We start from the raw sequence: 16,559 nt of genomic DNA on the forward strand, positions 1-16,559 counted from the left end.
AAATACAATGTTCAAAGGTCTCGGCGGCATGGGCGACATGGCAAAGATGATGAAAGCTGCGCAGGACATGCAAAGCAAAATGGGCGAGATGCAAGAAGACCTTGCTTCGATTACTGTCACTGGCGAAAGCGGCGCGGGGCTTGTCAAAGCAACGGCAACCGCGAAGGGCGAACTCACCGGCCTTGATATCAACCCGCAAATCTTTGACCCGAACGAGAAAGAGGTCGTCGAAGACCTGATCCTCGCCGCGATCAAAGACGCTCAGGTTAAAGCCGCAGAGCGGACACAGCAGGAAATGGCAAAACTCACCGAAGGTCTTGGCCTTCCGGCCGATATGAAGCTGCCGTTCTAAACCGTGACAGAAAACAGCACCCGCGACATCGAACATCTGATCGACCTCATGGCAAAATTGCCAGGGTTGGGGCCGCGTTCGGCGCGACGTGCGGTGCTACACTTGATCAAAAAGCGTGGCCTTGTGATGGCCCCGCTTGCCCAGGCGCTGCAAACGGTCTCCGAAACCGCGCGCGAATGCGTAACCTGCGGCAATATCGGCACCGAAGATATCTGTGATATCTGCACAAGCCCCAAACGCGCCACCGGCCAAATCTGTGTGGTCGAGGATGTGGCTGACCTTTGGGCAATGGAGCGCGGCAAAGCATTTGCAGGGCGTTATCACGTTCTTGGCGGCACGCTCTCTGCCCTTGATGCGGTAGGGCCGGACGAACTCCGCATTCCCAAGCTGGTATCGCGGATTGCGGACGAAGGTATCACCGAAGTGATCCTTGCGCTCAACGCCACAATCGATGGCCAGACAACCGCGCATTATATCGCCGATCAACTCGGCGACGTGACTGTTACCTCACTTGCGCAGGGCGTACCGATTGGTGGCGAGTTGGATTACCTCGACGACGGAACCATTCAGGCCGCTCTGAACGCACGAAAATCATTCTGATCACCAGTCAAAGAAAAACCCCGCTCCAGATGGAACGGGGTCAATTCTTTTGCATTGGCAACCTGATTAAGGCTGCTCGTCGTCCGTACCGCTTTCAGGCAGGTTAAAGAACGCATCTGCATCTGGCACGTTCTCTTCTTTTTCCTCGGCCTCGTCATCTTCGCGTGGATCACCAGAAAGGCTGAAAGTCTCAAGACCTTCAATCGCGGTTGGCATACGTGGCTCGGCTTCCATACCAAGGCTCTGCTCAGTAGAGACAAGCTTGCGGCGCTCATCGTCCGACATCACGTCGCCTTCTTTTGCGCGTTTAGCAGCGGCCTTTTGAACGGCAAGGTCAAGCTCGCTTTGCTTACATAGGCCAAGCGCAACAGGATCGATCGGCTGGATGTTTGCAATGTTCCAGTGTGTCCGCTCGCGAATTGCCTGAATTGTTGGCTTGGTTGTACCGACAAGCTTGGAAACCTGACCGTCTGTAAGCTCTGGGTGGAACTTCACCAGCCAAAGAATAGACGCAGGACGATCCTGACGCTTGGACAGCGGCGTATAGCGCGGACCACGGCGCTTTTCCTCGCCAGCAGCGGCTGCATAAACCTTGAGCTTCAGTTTGTGCAGCGGATCGGCTTCGCCCTTTTGAATTTCTTCTGCGGTGAGCTGGTTGTTGGCGATCGGGTCAAAGCCCTTCACGCCTGCGGCCACGTCGCCATCGGCGATGCCCTGAACCTCAAGCTCGTGAAAGCCACAGAAATCTGCAACCTGCTTGAACGTCAGCGTTGTGTTGTCCACAAGCCAGACTGCTGTTGCGCGCGCCATAATCGGTTTGGCCATGATGCATCTCCTTCAATACTCTTCCCGAAAAACACGCCTTCCCTACGCCCTGAAATGGGCAACCCTTATTCGGGCGGGCTCTCGTTGTCGGGGAACTTGATCCGTATATAGTGCGCCTGAAGCGAAGAGGAAAGAGTAAATGCGCAATCTCCTGATCCTGCTCCTGTTCGGGATAATACCAGCAGCACACACAGCTAAGGCGGACAGTAACGCAGCGGGCGAGTTTGATTACTATGTCCTGTCGCTGAGTTGGTCACCCAATTGGTGCCTGCGTGAAGGAGACGACCGCGATAGCCCACAATGCGAACCGCGCACGGTTGAAGAAACAAAACTCGGCTGGATTTTGCACGGGCTATGGCCGCAATTTGAAGAAGGTTGGCCGCAGTATTGCCAAACCGCGCATCGCCCGCCAAGTCGTGCAGACACAGCAAAAATGGCAGATATCATGGGGACTTCCGGCCTTGCGTGGCACCAGTGGAAGAAGCACGGCACCTGTGCGGGAAAGCCTTCGGAAAGCTATTTCTCAATGGCAAGAGAGGCTTATGACAGCATAAACCGCCCCGAAGTCCTGCGGAAATTGCCACGCTCAGTAAAGCTCCCCGCACGCGTTGTTGAGGAGGCATTTCTTGAAGCCAACCCCCAGCTCACATCCGATATGATAACAATCACCTGTAAAGCAGGGCAGATACAGGAAGCGCGCATCTGCCTGACCAAGACCCTAGAGCCGCGGACCTGCGGGATGGATGTTCTTCGCGATTGCACGCAAGACGACGCGTTGATGGCCCCGCTTAGGTAGCGTCAATCTTCAGCACAATTTTGCCGATATGGGCCGAACTCTCCATTCGTTCATGCGCCTTTGCGGCTTCCGCCAGAGTAAACTCCGAATCCATCACAGGCGCAATGCGGCGGCTTTCCAATAGCGGCCAAACCTTATTGCGAAGGTCTTCTGCGATACGCGCCTTGGCCAAATCGCTCTGCGGACGCAGCGTACTTCCCGTTAGTGTTAGCCGCCGCGTCATCACGGGCATCATGTTCACTTCGGTTTTTAAGCCTTGTAAAAAGGCGATCTGAACAAGGCGACCGTCCTCGGCCAGTGATTTGATATTCCGGTTGATATAGTCGCCACCAACCATATCAAGGATCAAATCCGCGCCACCCTCGCCGCGCATCACCTCTACGAAATCCTCGTCACGATAGTTGATCGCCCGGTCCGCGCCGAGTTTCTCACAGGCCGCGCATTTCTCTGCATTTCCAGCAGTTGCAAACACCCGCGCACCAAAGACATTGGCCAGCTGAATTGCGGTTGTGCCGATGCCCGAACTGCCGCCATGTACCAAAAACCGCTCTCCAGCTCGCAAGCCGCCGCGCATGAACACATTGCTCCAGACAGTGAAGAAAGTTTCCGGCAAACAAGCCGCCTCGCGCAGACCCAATCCAGAAGGAACAGGAAGGCAATGCGCCGCAGGGGTCACCACATATTCGGCATATCCACCCCCCGGTAAAAGCGCGCAAACAGAATCACCCACAGCGATTCCCGAAACGCCTACCCCCACCGCGACAACTTCTCCGGCCCCCTCAAGACCAGGCAAATCACTGGCGGTTGGCGGCGGATTGTAAAGCCCCGCGCGCTGTAGTGCGTCAGGCCGGTTCACGCCTGCATAGGCAAGCCGGATCACCACATCGCCAGCGTCTGGAACAGGCACGGGCCGTTGGGTAAGGCGCAATTTATCTGGGCCGCCATGCTCGGAAATCTCGACCGCGCGCATCGTCTTGGGCAGTGTCATGCTCTGTCTCTACTCTGTTGTATCCTGATGTGCCCATGTGCCGGGCAAATCTTGCGTACGCGCTTTGCTTGGAGCTTTTACACCCGACAAGACCGCTGCCGGACCAGCCCAAAGGCGGCTCAAAACGGGGTGCTTGCGCACATTGGCTTTCAGCTTTTCAAACTGCATAACATTCTCGATCCGCCGATCCAGAAAAGCCCATGTCGCCGCGCTATCGGGGCTATCATCACCAAGCCAATACAAAACCGTAGAGCCGTAAACACCTGAAAGAGTTGCTCTTTTTGTGTACCAATTCACATCATCTGATGTATCACCCAATGCGTTCCAAATCGCATCGCAGGTACCCCAAACAAGTTTGCTTCCCGTTCCTGCATTTTGCGGCAAGGCAAAGAGAGCAGAGCCTTTACGCACGGCATCTTTATCTTCAACCGCTTCAATCCGAAGCCTAACCGCCAAAGCGATCTTATCTCGAAATCGCAACTCGTCCATGTCGGCCTCGGCAATACGGCGCAACATTTCCTGATCGCCTGCCTTGTGAAACGCCGCAGCCAGATCAACACCCGCGTTGGGATAGAGTTCCTTGGCGACCGCCGGATCAACACCCGCGTCTTTGGCGGCCTCTGCGAGGGTTGCTTCGCTCCAGCCATCAAACACCACATGCGGGATCGCTGCGGCCAGAAGTTGCACTTTTAATCCGGTTGTTTCACCCGACATGCTCGGCTCCTCATTCGGTTACTGCCATGAGTAGACATTTAGATGATTGCTTGCTATACGGCCACTTCCTGCAACTTTATGCAAACTCAAACTTAGAAAGGTGGTGAAAACCACATGCAGGTTTCTGTTCGTGATAACAACGTCGATCAAGCACTTCGTGCGCTGAAAAAGAAACTTCAGCGTGAGGGTGTTTTCCGTGAGATGAAGCTCAAGCAACATTTCGAAAAACCCTCCGAGAAGAAAGCACGCGAGAAAGCCGAAGCAATTCGTCGCTCCCGCAAGCTCGCTCGCAAGAAATTGCAACGTGAGAACGGCCTTTAGGCTTCCCACGGATCGCACTTAGCGAATAGACGGGATTTCCCGTTTCTCTAAACCCCCGCGGCCAGTCCTCGGGGGTTTTGTTTTGTCACGGCTCAATTGTCAGCGAAACGCGCCTTCAGGGCTTCGATATCGAGCTTGCGTTCTTCCAGCGCTTCCGGATCCCATTCACTCCGCTCCGCTTCAAAGAAATCGCCGCCATACACATGAATTGCACCAGTTAGGCGTGGAATCGGATTGGTGACGGAATGAATGATGTCTTTGCCGAGCGGTGTTACATCTCCGGTTGAAAGAGCCTTGGCGCCTGCTGCTTCGATGTGGCCATTAGGGTCGTCCTTTATTCGACGCCAGAAAATATTATCCTCGCGGCCGGAATAGATGCCGATATTTGCCCACATTTCATGGTTATGCGGCTGAAGCGTCATCTTTGGCAGCCAAACAACATTAACAATCGTCAGATCATCCGACTGAAACAGCGGCGTGATTCCTGATTTTTCAGGCTCGCCGAGCTCTTTGATTACGCCGTCAATGTCGGACATGTATTCGCGTAATATTTCAGTAACTTCTTTGCGGCCGTCCCCGCTGCGTACTGCATCTCTACATTGTTCTACAAATCTTTCTAAACTTGGCATTGCGTGTCCCCTTCTAGGGTTCAGGAACAGCTATTATACCACAGATCAGATTGAATCAGGACTCACACAGGCAGGGCCGTCGTTTTAAACACAGTCCGAAGCGCAAAGCTTGACTGCATCTGTGTCACACCAGGCAGCCGCGCGAGATAGCGCCGATGGATTTGTGCGAAGTCTTCTGTATCTCGGGCAACAACCTTAAGCATATAGTCAGCAGTTCCGGCCATGAGGTGGCATTCAAGAATATCAGGAACAAGCGCAACCGCCTTTTCGAACGCGTCTAATGTCTCGTCCGCTTGGCCGGAGAGCGTAATCTCGACAAACACTGTCGTTGGCCGCCCAAGCTTGCGCGGATCAAGCAGGGCGACATAATCGCGAATATAGCCCTCCTCCTCGAGGTTCTGAACACGTCGATGACACGCCGAAGGCGAGAGATTAACCCGCTCGGAAAGTTCAGAGTTCGTTATCCTGCCTTGTCGCTGCAAAACGTCCAGAATTCGTCGATCTATTTCATCAATTTTCATATTCACGCACATTTTTACGAAGAAGTTTTCACTTTGCCGAATATTTCACCAAATATCCAGCCCTACCCCCCCATAGAAACGTAAGCATTTGCACGGAATCGCGTTCAAGATGGGCCCCATAACGGAGGAAAATCCCATGCTTATCGGTTGCCCGAAAGAGATCAAACCACAAGAATTTCGCGTTGGCCTAACGCCAAACGCCGCCCGCGAGGCCATCGCCCACGGGCATAATGTGATCGTTGAAACGAATGCCGGATTCGGCTCTGGCTTTTCGGACCAAGATTACATCGACGCAGGTGCAAAAATCGAAGGAGCTGCAAGCGACGTATTTGCCAAAGCGGACATGATCGTGAAGGTCAAAGAGCCACAGGCCGTTGAGCGCAAGATGCTCCGCGAAGGCCAACTCCTCTTTACCTACCTGCACCTCGCCCCTGATCCCGATCAAACGCTCGACCTTCTGAAAAGCGGCTGCACCGCGATTGCTTATGAAACGGTGACAGATAACGCCGGCGGGTTGCCACTGCTCGCGCCGATGTCCGAAGTTGCGGGCAAACTCGCACCACAAGTCGGCGCTTGGACCTTGCAGAAAGCCAACGGCGGGCGTGGCGTCTTGATGGGCGGCGTACCGGGCGTTGGCCCAGCGCGGGTCGTTGTGATCGGCGGTGGCGTTGTCGGCACCCATGCCGCACGTGTCGCAGCAGGAATGGGAGCGGATGTGACCGTTCTTGATCGTTCGCTGGCGCGCTTGCGGTATCTTGACGATGTGTTCGGCCGCACCTTTAAAACCAGCTACGCCAATGCAGGAAACACTATTGAACTTGTTTCTCAGGCCGACATGGTCATTGGCGCGGTTCTGATCCCTGGTGCTGCGGCCCCCAAGCTTATCACCAAAGCGCAACTCTCCGAAATGAAGCCAGGCGCAGCAATCGTGGATGTTGCGATCGACCAAGGCGGATGCTTTGAGACCAGCCGTACCACAACCCACCAAGACCCGATTTACGATGTGGATGGCATCATGCACTACTGCGTGGCCAACATGCCTGGCGCTGTGGCGCGCACGTCTACAATCGCGCTTGGCAATGCAACCTTGCCATTCCTGCTGAACCTCGCGGACAAAGGCTGGAAACAAGCTTGTGCAGACGATCCAAACTTGCTGAACGGGCTAAACGTCCATGCCGGCAAGCTAACGTATTATGCAGTTGGCAAGGCACTCGGGATGGACGTTATCGCGCCCTCACTTGCCCTGAAGTGACCCTAAAATACGAAAGGCCCGCGAACACAGGCGGGCCTTTTCTTATTTAAGATAATGACTAGGCCTTCTTGGCCAGTGAATCTCGGATATCCTTGAGAAGATCGATCTCGCTCGGTCCTGCGGGCGCTTCTTCGGCGGCCTCTTCTTCTTTCGCTGCTTGTTCTTTGATGCGATTCACGCTCTTCACAAGCAAGAAAACGACCCAAGCGATAATCAGGAAGTTAATCAACGCCATAATGAACGCGCCATAGGCAAACACCGCAGCCCCTGCTTCGCGCGCCGCTTCAAGGCTGGTATAGACGACGCCCTCTTCGCCACCAGAGAGAATAATGAAGTTGTTGGTGAAATCTGCGCCGCCAAGGAACAGTCCGATAAAAGGGTTTATCAGATCGGACACCATGGACTTTACGATCGCCGTAAACGCCGCCCCAACAATGATACCGACCGCCATATCCATGACGTTGCCTTTGGCGATAAAATCCCTGAATTCACTTAACATTTGCGCGTCCCTCTTTTGTAACTTTGTCAAAAAACCATCACGCACAAGTCTCTGTGCGTATACGCATATTGGATAGCAGAAAAACGCATAGGGGAAGCCCCTTTTAAACGCGCGTGTGGTGCATATGTCCATGGTCCGACAAAGGAGCAGACAAATGACAATTCAAACACCAATCAAATCTTCACTAGACGAATTTCCGATTACCAATAAATGGGCCCCGAAGAATCCTGAGCATATTCAGCTTTACTCCCTTCCAACGCCAAACGGCGTAAAGGTTTCAATCCTCCTCGAAGAACTTGGATTGCCGTATGACGCGCATCAGGTCAGCTTTGCGACCAATGACCAGTTTTCGCCCGAGTTCCTATCGCTCAATCCAAACAACAAAATCCCTGCGATAATCGACCCCGCGGGACCGGGCGGCGCGCCAGTTGGACTTTTCGAAACAGGAGCAATCCTGACCTATCTGGCTGACAAAGCCGATACCGAAGGTAAGCTCCTGCCGCGCGAAGGCGCCGCACGCTATGAAACGCTACAATGGCTCTTCTGGCAGGTTGGCGGCTTCGGCCCGATGCTTGGACAGCTCGGATTCTTCCATAAATTCGCGGGCAAAGAGTTTGAAGACAAACGCCCCCGTGACCGCTACGTGGACGAAACAAAGCGGCTCTTTGGCGTGCTTGAAAAACAGCTTGAAGGCAAAGAATGGATCACCGGCACCTACTCCATCGCGGATATCGCCGTTGCACCATGGGTGCGCACGGTTGTCGATTTCTACGAAGCGGGAGACCTGATAGGTATCGACGATTTCCCGAATGTCTCCGCATATCTTGAACGCTTCCTTGCGCGACCAGCCGTTCAAGCAGGTCTGAAGCAACCTGCGAGTTAAATTCGAAAGGGGTGGGCGACGGCCTGCCCCTTTTTGGTTCACGACCTATTGCACATCGCGCCGGCTGCTTAATGTCGGCCACCCAAATCAACGAAATCGCAATTTCATTCAAACAATCGACGCCTGTAACACGTTAGCATTTGTAGCATCCTGAAAATCAAGCATACTAGCGGGAATTTCTTCAGGGAACGGAACAGCATGACGTCCATCATTTTCGGTGCTACCGTCGCAGTAAGTATTGCTTTACTGCTATTTGCGCCTTTCACCAAATCAGCTCTTTGGCGCGCAACAGTAACCCCTCTTGCCTCGATCATCGGCAGCGGCTTTCTGGTATCTGCGCCGCTGCTTGCGCGGGAATTTGGCGGCTATGCAGCACCCGCAATGGCGCTTCTGATCGCGGTTGCCATGCTCGTAGGGTGGACAATCCGCTACAACATTCGCAATGTCGAACCTGCACTTGGAAGCGACAAGGATAAGGCGCTCCAATCCATCGAGAGCCTAAGCCACATCGTGCTGGCATTCGCTTACTTCATATCTGTTGCCTATTACCTTTCACTGCTCGGCCATTTCATTCTTCAATCGATGAACGTGCAAAATGAACTTGTGGCAAACGGAATAGCTATCGGCTTGGAGGCGTTGATCGGTTTTCTTGGCTGGACGGGCGGAGCTGAAAAGGTGAGTTCGATCGAACGTTATGCCACTGCGCTGAATCTGTCGGTCATTGCCGGCTTGCTGGTTGCGCTCGCCGTATATGCCGTTCTTTTGATTGGCGATGGACAGTCGGTCCGGCCTCCACCTGGCCGATTAGAGGCGAGTTCACTGCCGGTCTTGCTTGGTTTGTTGATCGTCGTGCAGGGTTTTGAAACCACCCGCTTTATGGGAGGCGAATTTGATTTCGAGACTCGGCAGAAGGCCATGCGCATCGCGCAAATTGTGTCTGGGATAATCTATATCGCCTTTTTCATACTACTTTCGCCGCTGATGTCGGAACTTGCAAAAGGAAGCGGAGTGGCCGCAATTATCACAGTCTCTGGCGCGGTGGCTGTGGTACTTCCCCTTAGCCTCACAGCTGCAGCAGTGGCCAGCCAATTTAGCGCGTCTGTTGCCGACAGCCTTGGTGACGCCGGCTTAATCGAGCAGATTTCCGGAGGTAAAGTCGATCCACGGCATGGTTATGTGCTGATCTCAGGCGTTGGCATTGCGATTCTCATATCGCTGGACGTGAATGCCGTCATCGCGCTCGCGAGCCGCGCTTTCGCTCTGTTCTACGCATTGCAATGCATGGTCGCGTGGGAGCATGCGCGGAAACAAAAAGAGGAAAAACACAAAGCTTTGGCGTTCATGGCATTATCAATTCTTTGCGCCATGATCGTAATATTTGGTGTGCCTGCCGAATAGCCTTTACCGCTACTCGGCCGCATTTCTCGATGTCCGATATTTCTTGTGTCGCCTGAAACTTCGGTGTGTCGAAAAGTGGGCAAACTACCCACTTAACTTACTTCGGCAATTCACCAGAAAGTACGTACCGCAAGATCTGTACAACCTGCTCTGGCGTTTCTGTTACTGCGAGGGCGGCTGCATCCACCTCTTTCAAGGCGTGCTGGTGGTCTTGGCCATGCATCACGACCAGCGATTTCCCCAGTGCCGCAGCATAGCCCGCATCGAAGGCCGCGTTCCACTGGCGGTATTTCTCGCCAAAGCGCACAACAACAATGTCTGCCGCTTCGATCGCTGTGCGGGTGCGGATGGCATTGAGCTTTGCACCCTTGTTGTCATGCCAGAATTTGCTCGGCTCTTCGCCCATAATCGCAACGCCGCAATCATCGCTGGCGTCATGATCCGTAACAGGCGCGCTGAATGTCACGCCAAGCCCTTCGGCGCCTGCAATAATCTCGTCGCGCCAATCGGTGTGAATCTCGCCGGATAGGTAAACGTTTAACATCATTTGGATTTCCCCCTCATTGGCGGAATGCGCAACGCTGTGCCGCGCATTCCGAAGTTAGTTTAGCCGCGAAGTGTGCCGCCCGTGGCCTTTTCGACCTTGGCGATAATCTTGACGGAGACCTCTTCGATGTCTTTCTCTTTGAGCGTTTTGTCCTTCGGCTGAAGACGCACGGTGATCGCAAGGGATTTCTTGCCCTCGCCCATCTGACGCTCCGCAGTCTCTCCTGTGAACTGATCAAAGAGGTGCACGTTTGTGATGAGGTTCTTATCCACACCAGCGGCGGCATTTACCACGCTTGCGGCCTCAACACTTGTATCAACCACAAAGGCGAAATCGCGCTCTACTGCTTGAAGATCACTTGCACCAAGAGCGGCGCGTGTGGCCTTGGATTTGCGCTTAAACGGTGCTTCCTCAAGGTAAACAGTGAACGCAACTGCCGCGCCTTTGACGCCCATTTTCTCCAGCGTTTTCGGATGAACTTCACCAAAGCTCGCGAGGATTTTCTTGGGTCCAAGACAGATATTTCCGTTGCGGCCAGGATGCCACCACGCGTTCTTGCCGCGTAGGATTTGAGCCTTAGCAGGCGCACCGATAGCCGCCAGAACAGCCTCAGCATCGGCCTTTGCATCGAACAGATCAACTGTGCGACGTTCACCGTGAACATCCTTTGGGCCAGTCGCGCCCACAAGAAGGCCCGCGACCTGAATATGCTGCTCTTCCGGCTCGCCGCCATGGAAAGCGGGACCAACTTCGAAAAGCGCCAGATCAGCAACGCCACGCGCTTGGTTCCGCGCAGCAGCCTGAAGCAACCCTGCCAGTAGATCGGGACGCATGTGGCTCATTTCCGACGAAATCGGGTTGGCCAACATCGTTGCGTCCGACCCGCCTGCGAAAAGTTCTGCGGTGTCTTTGTCGATAAAGCTGTAGGTGACGCATTCGTTGTAGCCAAGTGCAGCTACGGTACGCCGCGCGATGCTTTCGCGTTTCTGCATTGGCGTCAGGATTGGACCGGGAACACCAACACTCGCGCGCGCCATTGGACGGCCTTCAAGCTTCGTAAGCGAAGCAACCCGCGCCACCTCTTCCACAAGGTCAGCAGCCCCCTGAACATCGGGCCGCCAGCTTGGAACGCTCGCCATGTCACCATCAAGCTCGAAGCCAAGCGCTGTCAACGTCTCACGCTGTGTATCAGCTGGAATGTCCATTCCCACCAGGCTCTGAACACGGTCAGTGTCAAGCTTATAGGCGCGGTTTGTGTCCGGCACTTCGCCCGCAACAACAACCTCGCTTGGCTCGCCGCCACAGAGATCAAGGATCATCTGAGTTGCCAGTTCAATCGCGACTGGATTGAATGCGGGATCAATGCCGCGCTCGTTGCGATAACGCGCGTCGGAATTAATCTTGAGCGCGCGTCCGGTTTTGGCAATCTGCACAACATCCCAAACCGCGGCCTCAAGGAACACATTCACGGTTTCCTCTGTGCAGCCTGTTTCAAGACCACCCATGATACCGCCGATACTTTCGACACCTTCATCGTCGGAAATCACAACCATTCCGGCGTCGAAGGTATATTCCTTCTCGTCCAGCGCCATGAGAGTCTCGCCGCCCTTTGTGCGATGTACACGAAGGTTGCCCTTCACCTTATCGGCGTCAAAAACGTGGAGCGGGCGGTTCTGATCGTACGTGAAGAAGTTGGTAATATCGACCAGTGCGGAAATCGGGCGAAGGCCAATCGCAGTCAGCCAATCCTGAAGCCACTGGGGGCTTGGTCCGTTCTTCACGCCTTTGATCAACCGTCCCATAAAGACTTCACAGCCGTCAGTGCGCGTATCTTCATCGATTGTTACGGAAATCGGGCTCTTGAACGTGCCTTCAACCTTGGCTTCGGGCGCGGGCTTCAGTTTACCCAATCCACGCGCGGCAAGATCGCGGGCGATACCACGAACACCAAGCGCGTCGGGGCGGTTTGGTGTGATCGCGATTTCGATCATCGCATCGACTTTGGCGGGATCATGCTCGGCCAGATAATCAACGAAACGGTCGCCAACCTCACCGCTTGGAAGCTCGATGATGCCGTCATGCTCGTCAGAAAGCTCCATTTCGCGCTCACTGGCCATCATACCATGGCTTTCAACGCCACGGATTTTGCCAACAGAAATGGTGATGTCGAGTCCGGGGATATACATGCCCGGCTTTGCCAGAACGACGGTGATGCCTTCGCGCGCGTTTGGTGCGCCGCAGACGATCTGCTTTTCGCCCTCATCGGTCAGAACATTACAAACCTTGAGGCGGTCAGCCTCGGGATGTTTCTCCGCACTCAGAACCTTGGCAATCGTGAAATCGCCGAGCCGCTCAGCAGGGTTATGGACCTCCTCGACCTCAAGGCCAAGATCGGTCAGCGCATAGAGGATGTCATCCAATGAGGCGTCAGTGTCCAGATGGGTTTTCAACCAAGATAGTGTGAACTTCATGCGCGTGCGCTCCCGTTAGATGCGAAGCAAATTGGTGTTTGTGCAGATGTCATCGGGAAAGCCCCCCTGCCAGTGTTGGCATATCAAGAGCCGAGAACCCGTAGTGGCGAAGCCAGCGCAGGTCGCTCTCAAAGAAGGCCCGAAGATCAGGGATGCCGTATTTCAACATCGCAATCCGGTCGATCCCCATACCAAAGGCAAAGCCCTGCCACGCTTCCGGATCAACGCCCGCAGCTTCAAGAACCTTGGGGTGAACCATGCCGGAGCCAAGCACTTCCATCCAGCCGTCACCTTCGCCAATGCGCAACTGCCCATCGACCCAGCTACACTGGATATCAACTTCGGCGGATGGTTCCGTGAAGGGGAAGTGGCTCGCGCGGAAACGAGTTTTGATTCCGTCGATCTCAAAGAACGCCGAGAAGAATTCCTCAAGCACCCACTTCAGGTTCGCCATCGAGATATCCTTGCCGATGGCTAGGCCTTCGATTTGGTGGAACATGGGGGTGTGGGTCTGGTCGTAATCGCTGCGGTAAACGCGACCCGGAGCAATAACGCGGATCGGCGCGCCGGTTTTTTCCATCGCGCGGATTTGAACGGGGCTGGTGTGAGTACGCAGGACATGCGGCGGGCGATTGTCGCCCTCGTCGCGGTGCATATAGAACGTGTCAAACTCTTGCCGCGCGGGGTGGTGCGGCGGGATGTTCAGCGCGTCGAAATTGTAGAAATCATTCTCGATCTGCGGGCCTTCGGCCACGGCAAAGCCCATGTCGGCAAAGATCGCAACGACCTCTTCGGTCACTTGGCTCACCGGATGGATCGTACCTTGCGGACGACCGCGCGCCGGCAGCGTCACGTCAAGCCATTCTTCGCTTAGGCGCGCATCAAGGGCCGCATCCGCAAGCGCCTCTTTCTTGGCGGCGAGGGCCGAGTTGATCTCGTCTTTCAGCGCATTGAGCGCAGGTCCGGCCACTTGCCGTTCTTCGGGCGTCATCTTGCCCAACTCCCGCATCTTCAGCGCGATTTCACCCTTTTTACCGACAGCAGCAAGGCGCACATCCTCAAGTGCGGCCTCGTCGGTAACAGAGGCAACTGCCTCAAGATATTTCTGCCTTAGATCGTCCATGCGCGGCCCCTTATTTTCAATCCCCGCTGTGCTATCACATCAGAGGTTAAACACAAGAAGCCGCGGACCCTTACGGGGGCCCGCGGCTTCAAAAATTTCTACTCTGTTAGAGTATCGCGAGCGAGTCGCTTAGGCTGCGAGTGCAGCCTGAGCTTTTTCTACGATCGCTGTAAAGGCTTCTGGCTCGTGAACGGCCAGATCAGCAAGCACTTTACGGTCCACTTCGATACCAGCCAGCGAAAGGCCGTTGATGAAGCGGGAGTATGTAAGGGATTCGTCATGTGCGCGCACAGCAGCGTTGATCCGCTGGATCCAGAGCGCACGGAAATTGCGCTTACGGGCCTTGCGGTCGCGTGTGGCGTATTGGTTCGCCTTGTCAACAGCCTGCGCCGCAGTACGGAACAGGTTCTTGCGGCGGCCATAGTAACCCTTGGCGGCCTTGACGACTTTTTTGTGACGGGCGTGAGTGACTTTACCGGAAGTAACGCGGGACATATCAACCTCTCCTTAGCGTGAATAGGGCATCATCGACTTGATGATTTTCTCATCAGGTGCGGTGAGCGTGGTTGTGCCGCGCGCGTTGCGCAGGAATTTGTTGGTGCGTTTGATCATGCCGTGGCGTTTGCCAGCCTGACCCGCAACAACACGGCCGGAAGCCGTCACTTTGAACCGCTTTTTGCAGCTCGATTTTGTCTTCATCTTGGGCATTTCCGTCTCCTATCTGGGTTCGGTTTAAGCGCGACTCGGCATGCCACTCAGGGCCGGTCGTGCAATTAGAGCGCGTCGTATAGGCTGGAAACCCCATAGTGACAAGAGCAAAAAGCCTTATCCTATGTATTTATTCACCACGCGCGAAACCACTTCGGGGATTTCGTTGATCGTATATCCACCTGGCTTCTGGCTTGAGGCCAACGCAATCATTCCGCCGGAAATCAGCACCATGATCGCCGCTGTGCGCGGCGACCGGCCATCAAACATCGCACCAAGGATCGGCGGAACAGTCAGAACACCTACCCCTAAACCAATTACAAAGAACAAATCCGCGTCCACACGTCCCCCTTTGGGATGAGTTACGACACCAATTATTCAGGATCGATGTTCAGAATCAAGCGTTCATCACAAGGCGCAACCCGCAGAATGTTGGTTGTACCGCGTACGTTGAATGGCACACCGGCAGTCACAACAATAAAGTCGTCCTTCGTCGCGTGACCGCTATCCAAGGCTGCACGTGCCGCACCGATAACCGCCATCTTGAAGCGCTCAACATCATCCGAATTATAACAGTTTGTGCCCCAGCTCAGGCAAAGACGGCGCAGCGTTGCTTTCACAGGAGACAGCGCAATAATCGGAACGCGCGGACGCTCGCGCGCCACGAGCAGCGCAGTTGTACCAGATTGCGTAAAGCAGCAGATCGCCTTGATGTCTGTTGTTTCCGCGATTTCCCGCGCCGCTGCGACGATACCGTCGGCAACAGTTACACCTTTGGAATTGCGGCTGGCTTCGATCACATCGCGATAAGTCGCGTCACTCTCGACCTCAATCGCCACGTTGTTCATGGTTGTGACCGCTTCGATCGGGAAACTACCAGCAGCAGATTCAGCAGACAGCATGATTGCATCCGCACCTTCGTAAATCGCTGTCGCTACATCGGAAACCTCGGCGCGTGTGGGCACGGGGCTGTCGATCATGCTCTCAAGCATCTGGGTCGCAACGATCACAGGTTTCGCAGCAAAGCGACACTTGCGGATCAACTGTTTCTGAATTGGCGGCACGTTTTGAACAGGAAGCTCAACACCAAGGTCACCGCGCGCAACCATGATCCCGTCGGACACTGCGAGAATGTCGTCAAACGCAGTTACCGCTGCGGGCTTCTCAATTTTGGAGAGAACAGCCGCGCGGCCTTTGGCCAATTCGCGAGCTTCAGCAACGTCTTCTGGGCGCTGAACAAACGACAGCGCCAACCAATCCACACCGAGTTCGCATACAAACTCAAGGTCGCGGCGGTCTTTTTCCGAAAGTGCGGCGAGAGGCAGAACAACATCAGGAACGTTCACGCCTTTGCGGTTGCTGATCGTGCCGCCAACTTCAACAATGCAGTTTGCGAAGTCCGCGCCGCATTCCTCAACGCGAACACGAATTTTACCATCATTCACTAGAAGGGTCGCACCGACTTCGAGCGCGTCGAAAATCTCTTTGTGCGGGAGGCAAACGCGAGTGGAGTCGCCCTCGGCTTTATCAAGGTCGAAGCGGAACTTCTGACCCACCTCAAGCTCTTCGCCTTCGTCATTGGCAAACACACCGCACCGCAGTTTTGGCCCCTGAAGGTCAGCCAGAATCGCGATCGGACGATCAAGGTCGGCTTCGATCTTGCGGATAATTTCATGACGGACACGAATTTCACTGTGGTCACCGTGGCTCATGTTCAAACGGAACACATCGGCCCCAGCTTCGAAAAGCGCCCGGATCATATCGTAGTCGTTGGATGCTGGCCCCAGTGTGGCCACGATTTTTACATTGCGAGCGCGTGTCATTCGGCGTCGATTCCTCAGGTTATATATGTCTTTTCCGGTGGGCCGCCTGCTATATGCCCCAATTCATAGGTAAACACAACGGTCAGCGCACCATTCCTATCGAAGGGTG

Annotated in this window: 20 protein-coding genes; 7 read left to right on the top strand and 13 right to left on the bottom strand. The window is 54.6% G+C overall.

All coding sequences use genetic code 11. The annotated features are described in order from the left end of the window. Nucleotides 1-7: 7 nt before the first annotated feature. Nucleotides 8-352, top strand: coding sequence for a YbaB/EbfC family nucleoid-associated protein (locus OU789_RS12305; RefSeq protein WP_263952166.1), 345 nt, complete (start codon nucleotides 8-10; stop codon nucleotides 350-352). A gap of 3 nt (nucleotides 353-355) precedes the next feature. Continuing rightward, nucleotides 356-952: a recombination mediator RecR gene (gene recR, locus OU789_RS12310; protein WP_263952165.1), complete on the top strand. Its 597-nt coding sequence runs from the start codon at nucleotides 356-358 to the stop codon at nucleotides 950-952. Nucleotides 953-1,018: 66 nt separating this feature from the next. Here recR and OU789_RS12315 read toward each other — a convergent pair whose 3' ends face one another. Then, nucleotides 1,019-1,777 carry a DUF1013 domain-containing protein gene (locus OU789_RS12315; RefSeq protein ID WP_274655855.1) on the bottom strand — a complete coding sequence of 253 codons (759 nt, stop codon included), beginning with the start codon at nucleotides 1,775-1,777 and terminating at the stop codon, nucleotides 1,019-1,021. 139 nt (nucleotides 1,778-1,916) lie between these two features. Between OU789_RS12315 and OU789_RS12320 the strand changes: the two genes are divergently transcribed. Next, nucleotides 1,917-2,573: a ribonuclease T2 gene (locus tag OU789_RS12320; RefSeq protein ID WP_274655856.1), complete on the top strand. Its 657-nt coding sequence runs from the start codon at nucleotides 1,917-1,919 to the stop codon at nucleotides 2,571-2,573. On the opposite strand, the gene OU789_RS12325 is transcribed toward OU789_RS12320, so the two are convergent. Both OU789_RS12325 and OU789_RS12330 read right to left on the bottom strand, forming a co-directional pair. After that, on the bottom strand, nucleotides 2,566-3,555 hold the full coding sequence (locus OU789_RS12325; RefSeq protein WP_274656040.1) for an NAD(P)H-quinone oxidoreductase: 990 nt from the start codon (nucleotides 3,553-3,555) through the stop codon (nucleotides 2,566-2,568). The genes OU789_RS12320 and OU789_RS12325 overlap by 8 nt on opposite strands. A 15-nt stretch (nucleotides 3,556-3,570) precedes the next feature. Further along, nucleotides 3,571-4,275 (bottom strand): COQ9 family protein, encoded by a 705-nt coding sequence (locus OU789_RS12330; RefSeq protein ID WP_274655857.1) that lies wholly within the window; start codon nucleotides 4,273-4,275, stop codon nucleotides 3,571-3,573. Nucleotides 4,276-4,389: 114 nt separating this feature from the next. Here OU789_RS12330 and rpsU point away from each other — a divergent pair, with 114 nt between their 5' ends. After that, nucleotides 4,390-4,596, top strand: coding sequence for a 30S ribosomal protein S21 (rpsU, locus tag OU789_RS12335; protein WP_263952161.1), 207 nt, complete (start codon nucleotides 4,390-4,392; stop codon nucleotides 4,594-4,596). 92 nt (nucleotides 4,597-4,688) lie between these two features. Here rpsU and OU789_RS12340 read toward each other — a convergent pair whose 3' ends face one another. Both OU789_RS12340 and OU789_RS12345 read right to left on the bottom strand, forming a co-directional pair. Then, entirely contained in the window at nucleotides 4,689-5,132 is a 444-nt protein-coding gene (locus OU789_RS12340) for a hypothetical protein (protein WP_274655858.1), read from the bottom strand. Between the two features lie 155 nt (nucleotides 5,133-5,287). Further along, nucleotides 5,288-5,746 (bottom strand): Lrp/AsnC family transcriptional regulator, encoded by a 459-nt coding sequence (locus tag OU789_RS12345; protein WP_263952159.1) that lies wholly within the window; start codon nucleotides 5,744-5,746, stop codon nucleotides 5,288-5,290. A 136-nt stretch (nucleotides 5,747-5,882) separates the two neighbouring features. Here OU789_RS12345 and ald point away from each other — a divergent pair, with 136 nt between their 5' ends. Further along, nucleotides 5,883-6,998 carry an alanine dehydrogenase gene (gene ald / locus OU789_RS12350; RefSeq protein ID WP_274655859.1) on the top strand — a complete coding sequence of 372 codons (1,116 nt, stop codon included), beginning with the start codon at nucleotides 5,883-5,885 and terminating at the stop codon, nucleotides 6,996-6,998. Between the two features lie 58 nt (nucleotides 6,999-7,056). On the opposite strand, the gene mscL is transcribed toward ald, so the two are convergent. Beyond that, on the bottom strand, nucleotides 7,057-7,497 hold the full coding sequence (mscL, locus tag OU789_RS12355; RefSeq protein WP_263952157.1) for a large conductance mechanosensitive channel protein MscL: 441 nt from the start codon (nucleotides 7,495-7,497) through the stop codon (nucleotides 7,057-7,059). 154 nt (nucleotides 7,498-7,651) lie between these two features. Between mscL and OU789_RS12360 the strand changes: the two genes are divergently transcribed. Both OU789_RS12360 and OU789_RS12365 read left to right on the top strand, forming a co-directional pair. Continuing rightward, nucleotides 7,652-8,380, top strand: coding sequence for a glutathione binding-like protein (locus tag OU789_RS12360; protein ID WP_274655860.1), 729 nt, complete (start codon nucleotides 7,652-7,654; stop codon nucleotides 8,378-8,380). A 198-nt stretch (nucleotides 8,381-8,578) separates the two neighbouring features. Further along, nucleotides 8,579-9,778: a hypothetical protein gene (locus OU789_RS12365; protein ID WP_274655861.1), complete on the top strand. Its 1,200-nt coding sequence runs from the start codon at nucleotides 8,579-8,581 to the stop codon at nucleotides 9,776-9,778. Nucleotides 9,779-9,875: 97 nt separating this feature from the next. Here the strand turns inward: OU789_RS12365 and OU789_RS12370 are convergent, their stop codons facing one another. The 7 genes from OU789_RS12370 to pyk form a co-directional block, all read right to left on the bottom strand. Continuing rightward, nucleotides 9,876-10,325 (bottom strand): YtoQ family protein, encoded by a 450-nt coding sequence (locus tag OU789_RS12370; protein ID WP_274655862.1) that lies wholly within the window; start codon nucleotides 10,323-10,325, stop codon nucleotides 9,876-9,878. A gap of 59 nt (nucleotides 10,326-10,384) precedes the next feature. Beyond that, nucleotides 10,385-12,796, bottom strand: a complete 2,412-nt coding sequence (gene pheT, locus OU789_RS12375; RefSeq protein WP_274655863.1) for a phenylalanine--tRNA ligase subunit beta — start codon at nucleotides 12,794-12,796, stop codon at nucleotides 10,385-10,387. 49 nt (nucleotides 12,797-12,845) lie between these two features. Continuing rightward, nucleotides 12,846-13,919, bottom strand: coding sequence for a phenylalanine--tRNA ligase subunit alpha (gene pheS, locus OU789_RS12380; RefSeq protein ID WP_263952151.1), 1,074 nt, complete (start codon nucleotides 13,917-13,919; stop codon nucleotides 12,846-12,848). A gap of 129 nt (nucleotides 13,920-14,048) precedes the next feature. Next, nucleotides 14,049-14,414, bottom strand: coding sequence for a 50S ribosomal protein L20 (gene rplT, locus OU789_RS12385; protein WP_263952150.1), 366 nt, complete (start codon nucleotides 14,412-14,414; stop codon nucleotides 14,049-14,051). Nucleotides 14,415-14,426: 12 nt separating this feature from the next. After that, entirely contained in the window at nucleotides 14,427-14,627 is a 201-nt protein-coding gene (gene rpmI, locus OU789_RS12390; protein ID WP_263952149.1) for a 50S ribosomal protein L35, read from the bottom strand. A 117-nt stretch (nucleotides 14,628-14,744) separates the two neighbouring features. Next, on the bottom strand, nucleotides 14,745-14,969 hold the full coding sequence (locus OU789_RS12395) for a hypothetical protein (RefSeq protein WP_274655864.1): 225 nt from the start codon (nucleotides 14,967-14,969) through the stop codon (nucleotides 14,745-14,747). A 32-nt stretch (nucleotides 14,970-15,001) separates the two neighbouring features. Continuing rightward, nucleotides 15,002-16,450: a pyruvate kinase gene (gene pyk / locus OU789_RS12400; RefSeq protein WP_274655865.1), complete on the bottom strand. Its 1,449-nt coding sequence runs from the start codon at nucleotides 16,448-16,450 to the stop codon at nucleotides 15,002-15,004. Between the last annotated feature and the right edge of the window lie 109 nt (nucleotides 16,451-16,559).

This window comes from Halocynthiibacter sp. C4 (assembly GCF_028823805.1).
GTDB lineage: Bacteria > Pseudomonadota > Alphaproteobacteria > Rhodobacterales > Rhodobacteraceae > Falsihalocynthiibacter > Falsihalocynthiibacter halioticoli.

Bases quoted from the DNA above. Each gene is read 5' to 3' on its own strand.
- OU789_RS12360 (WP_274655860.1), top strand. From the start codon at position 7,652: ATGACAATTCAAACACCAATCAAATCTTCACTAGACGAATTTCCGATT.
- OU789_RS12330 (WP_274655857.1), bottom strand. From the start codon at position 4,275: ATGTCGGGTGAAACAACCGGATTAAAAGTGCAACTTCTGGCCGCAGCG.
- rpmI (WP_263952149.1), bottom strand. From the start codon at position 14,627: ATGCCCAAGATGAAGACAAAATCGAGCTGCAAAAAGCGGTTCAAAGTG.
- mscL (WP_263952157.1), bottom strand. From the start codon at position 7,497: ATGTTAAGTGAATTCAGGGATTTTATCGCCAAAGGCAACGTCATGGAT.
- OU789_RS12345 (WP_263952159.1), bottom strand. From the start codon at position 5,746: ATGAAAATTGATGAAATAGATCGACGAATTCTGGACGTTTTGCAGCGA.
- pheS (WP_263952151.1), bottom strand. From the start codon at position 13,919: ATGGACGATCTAAGGCAGAAATATCTTGAGGCAGTTGCCTCTGTTACC.
- pyk (WP_274655865.1), bottom strand. From the start codon at position 16,450: ATGACACGCGCTCGCAATGTAAAAATCGTGGCCACACTGGGGCCAGCA.
- OU789_RS12370 (WP_274655862.1), bottom strand. From the start codon at position 10,325: ATGATGTTAAACGTTTACCTATCCGGCGAGATTCACACCGATTGGCGC.
- OU789_RS12340 (WP_274655858.1), bottom strand. From the start codon at position 5,132: ATGTCCGACATTGACGGCGTAATCAAAGAGCTCGGCGAGCCTGAAAAA.
- OU789_RS12320 (WP_274655856.1), top strand. From the start codon at position 1,917: ATGCGCAATCTCCTGATCCTGCTCCTGTTCGGGATAATACCAGCAGCA.
- OU789_RS12305 (WP_263952166.1), top strand. From the start codon at position 8: ATGTTCAAAGGTCTCGGCGGCATGGGCGACATGGCAAAGATGATGAAA.
- OU789_RS12365 (WP_274655861.1), top strand. From the start codon at position 8,579: ATGACGTCCATCATTTTCGGTGCTACCGTCGCAGTAAGTATTGCTTTA.
- OU789_RS12315 (WP_274655855.1), bottom strand. From the start codon at position 1,777: ATGGCCAAACCGATTATGGCGCGCGCAACAGCAGTCTGGCTTGTGGAC.
- rplT (WP_263952150.1), bottom strand. From the start codon at position 14,414: ATGTCCCGCGTTACTTCCGGTAAAGTCACTCACGCCCGTCACAAAAAA.
- ald (WP_274655859.1), top strand. From the start codon at position 5,883: ATGCTTATCGGTTGCCCGAAAGAGATCAAACCACAAGAATTTCGCGTT.
- pheT (WP_274655863.1), bottom strand. From the start codon at position 12,796: ATGAAGTTCACACTATCTTGGTTGAAAACCCATCTGGACACTGACGCC.
- rpsU (WP_263952161.1), top strand. From the start codon at position 4,390: ATGCAGGTTTCTGTTCGTGATAACAACGTCGATCAAGCACTTCGTGCG.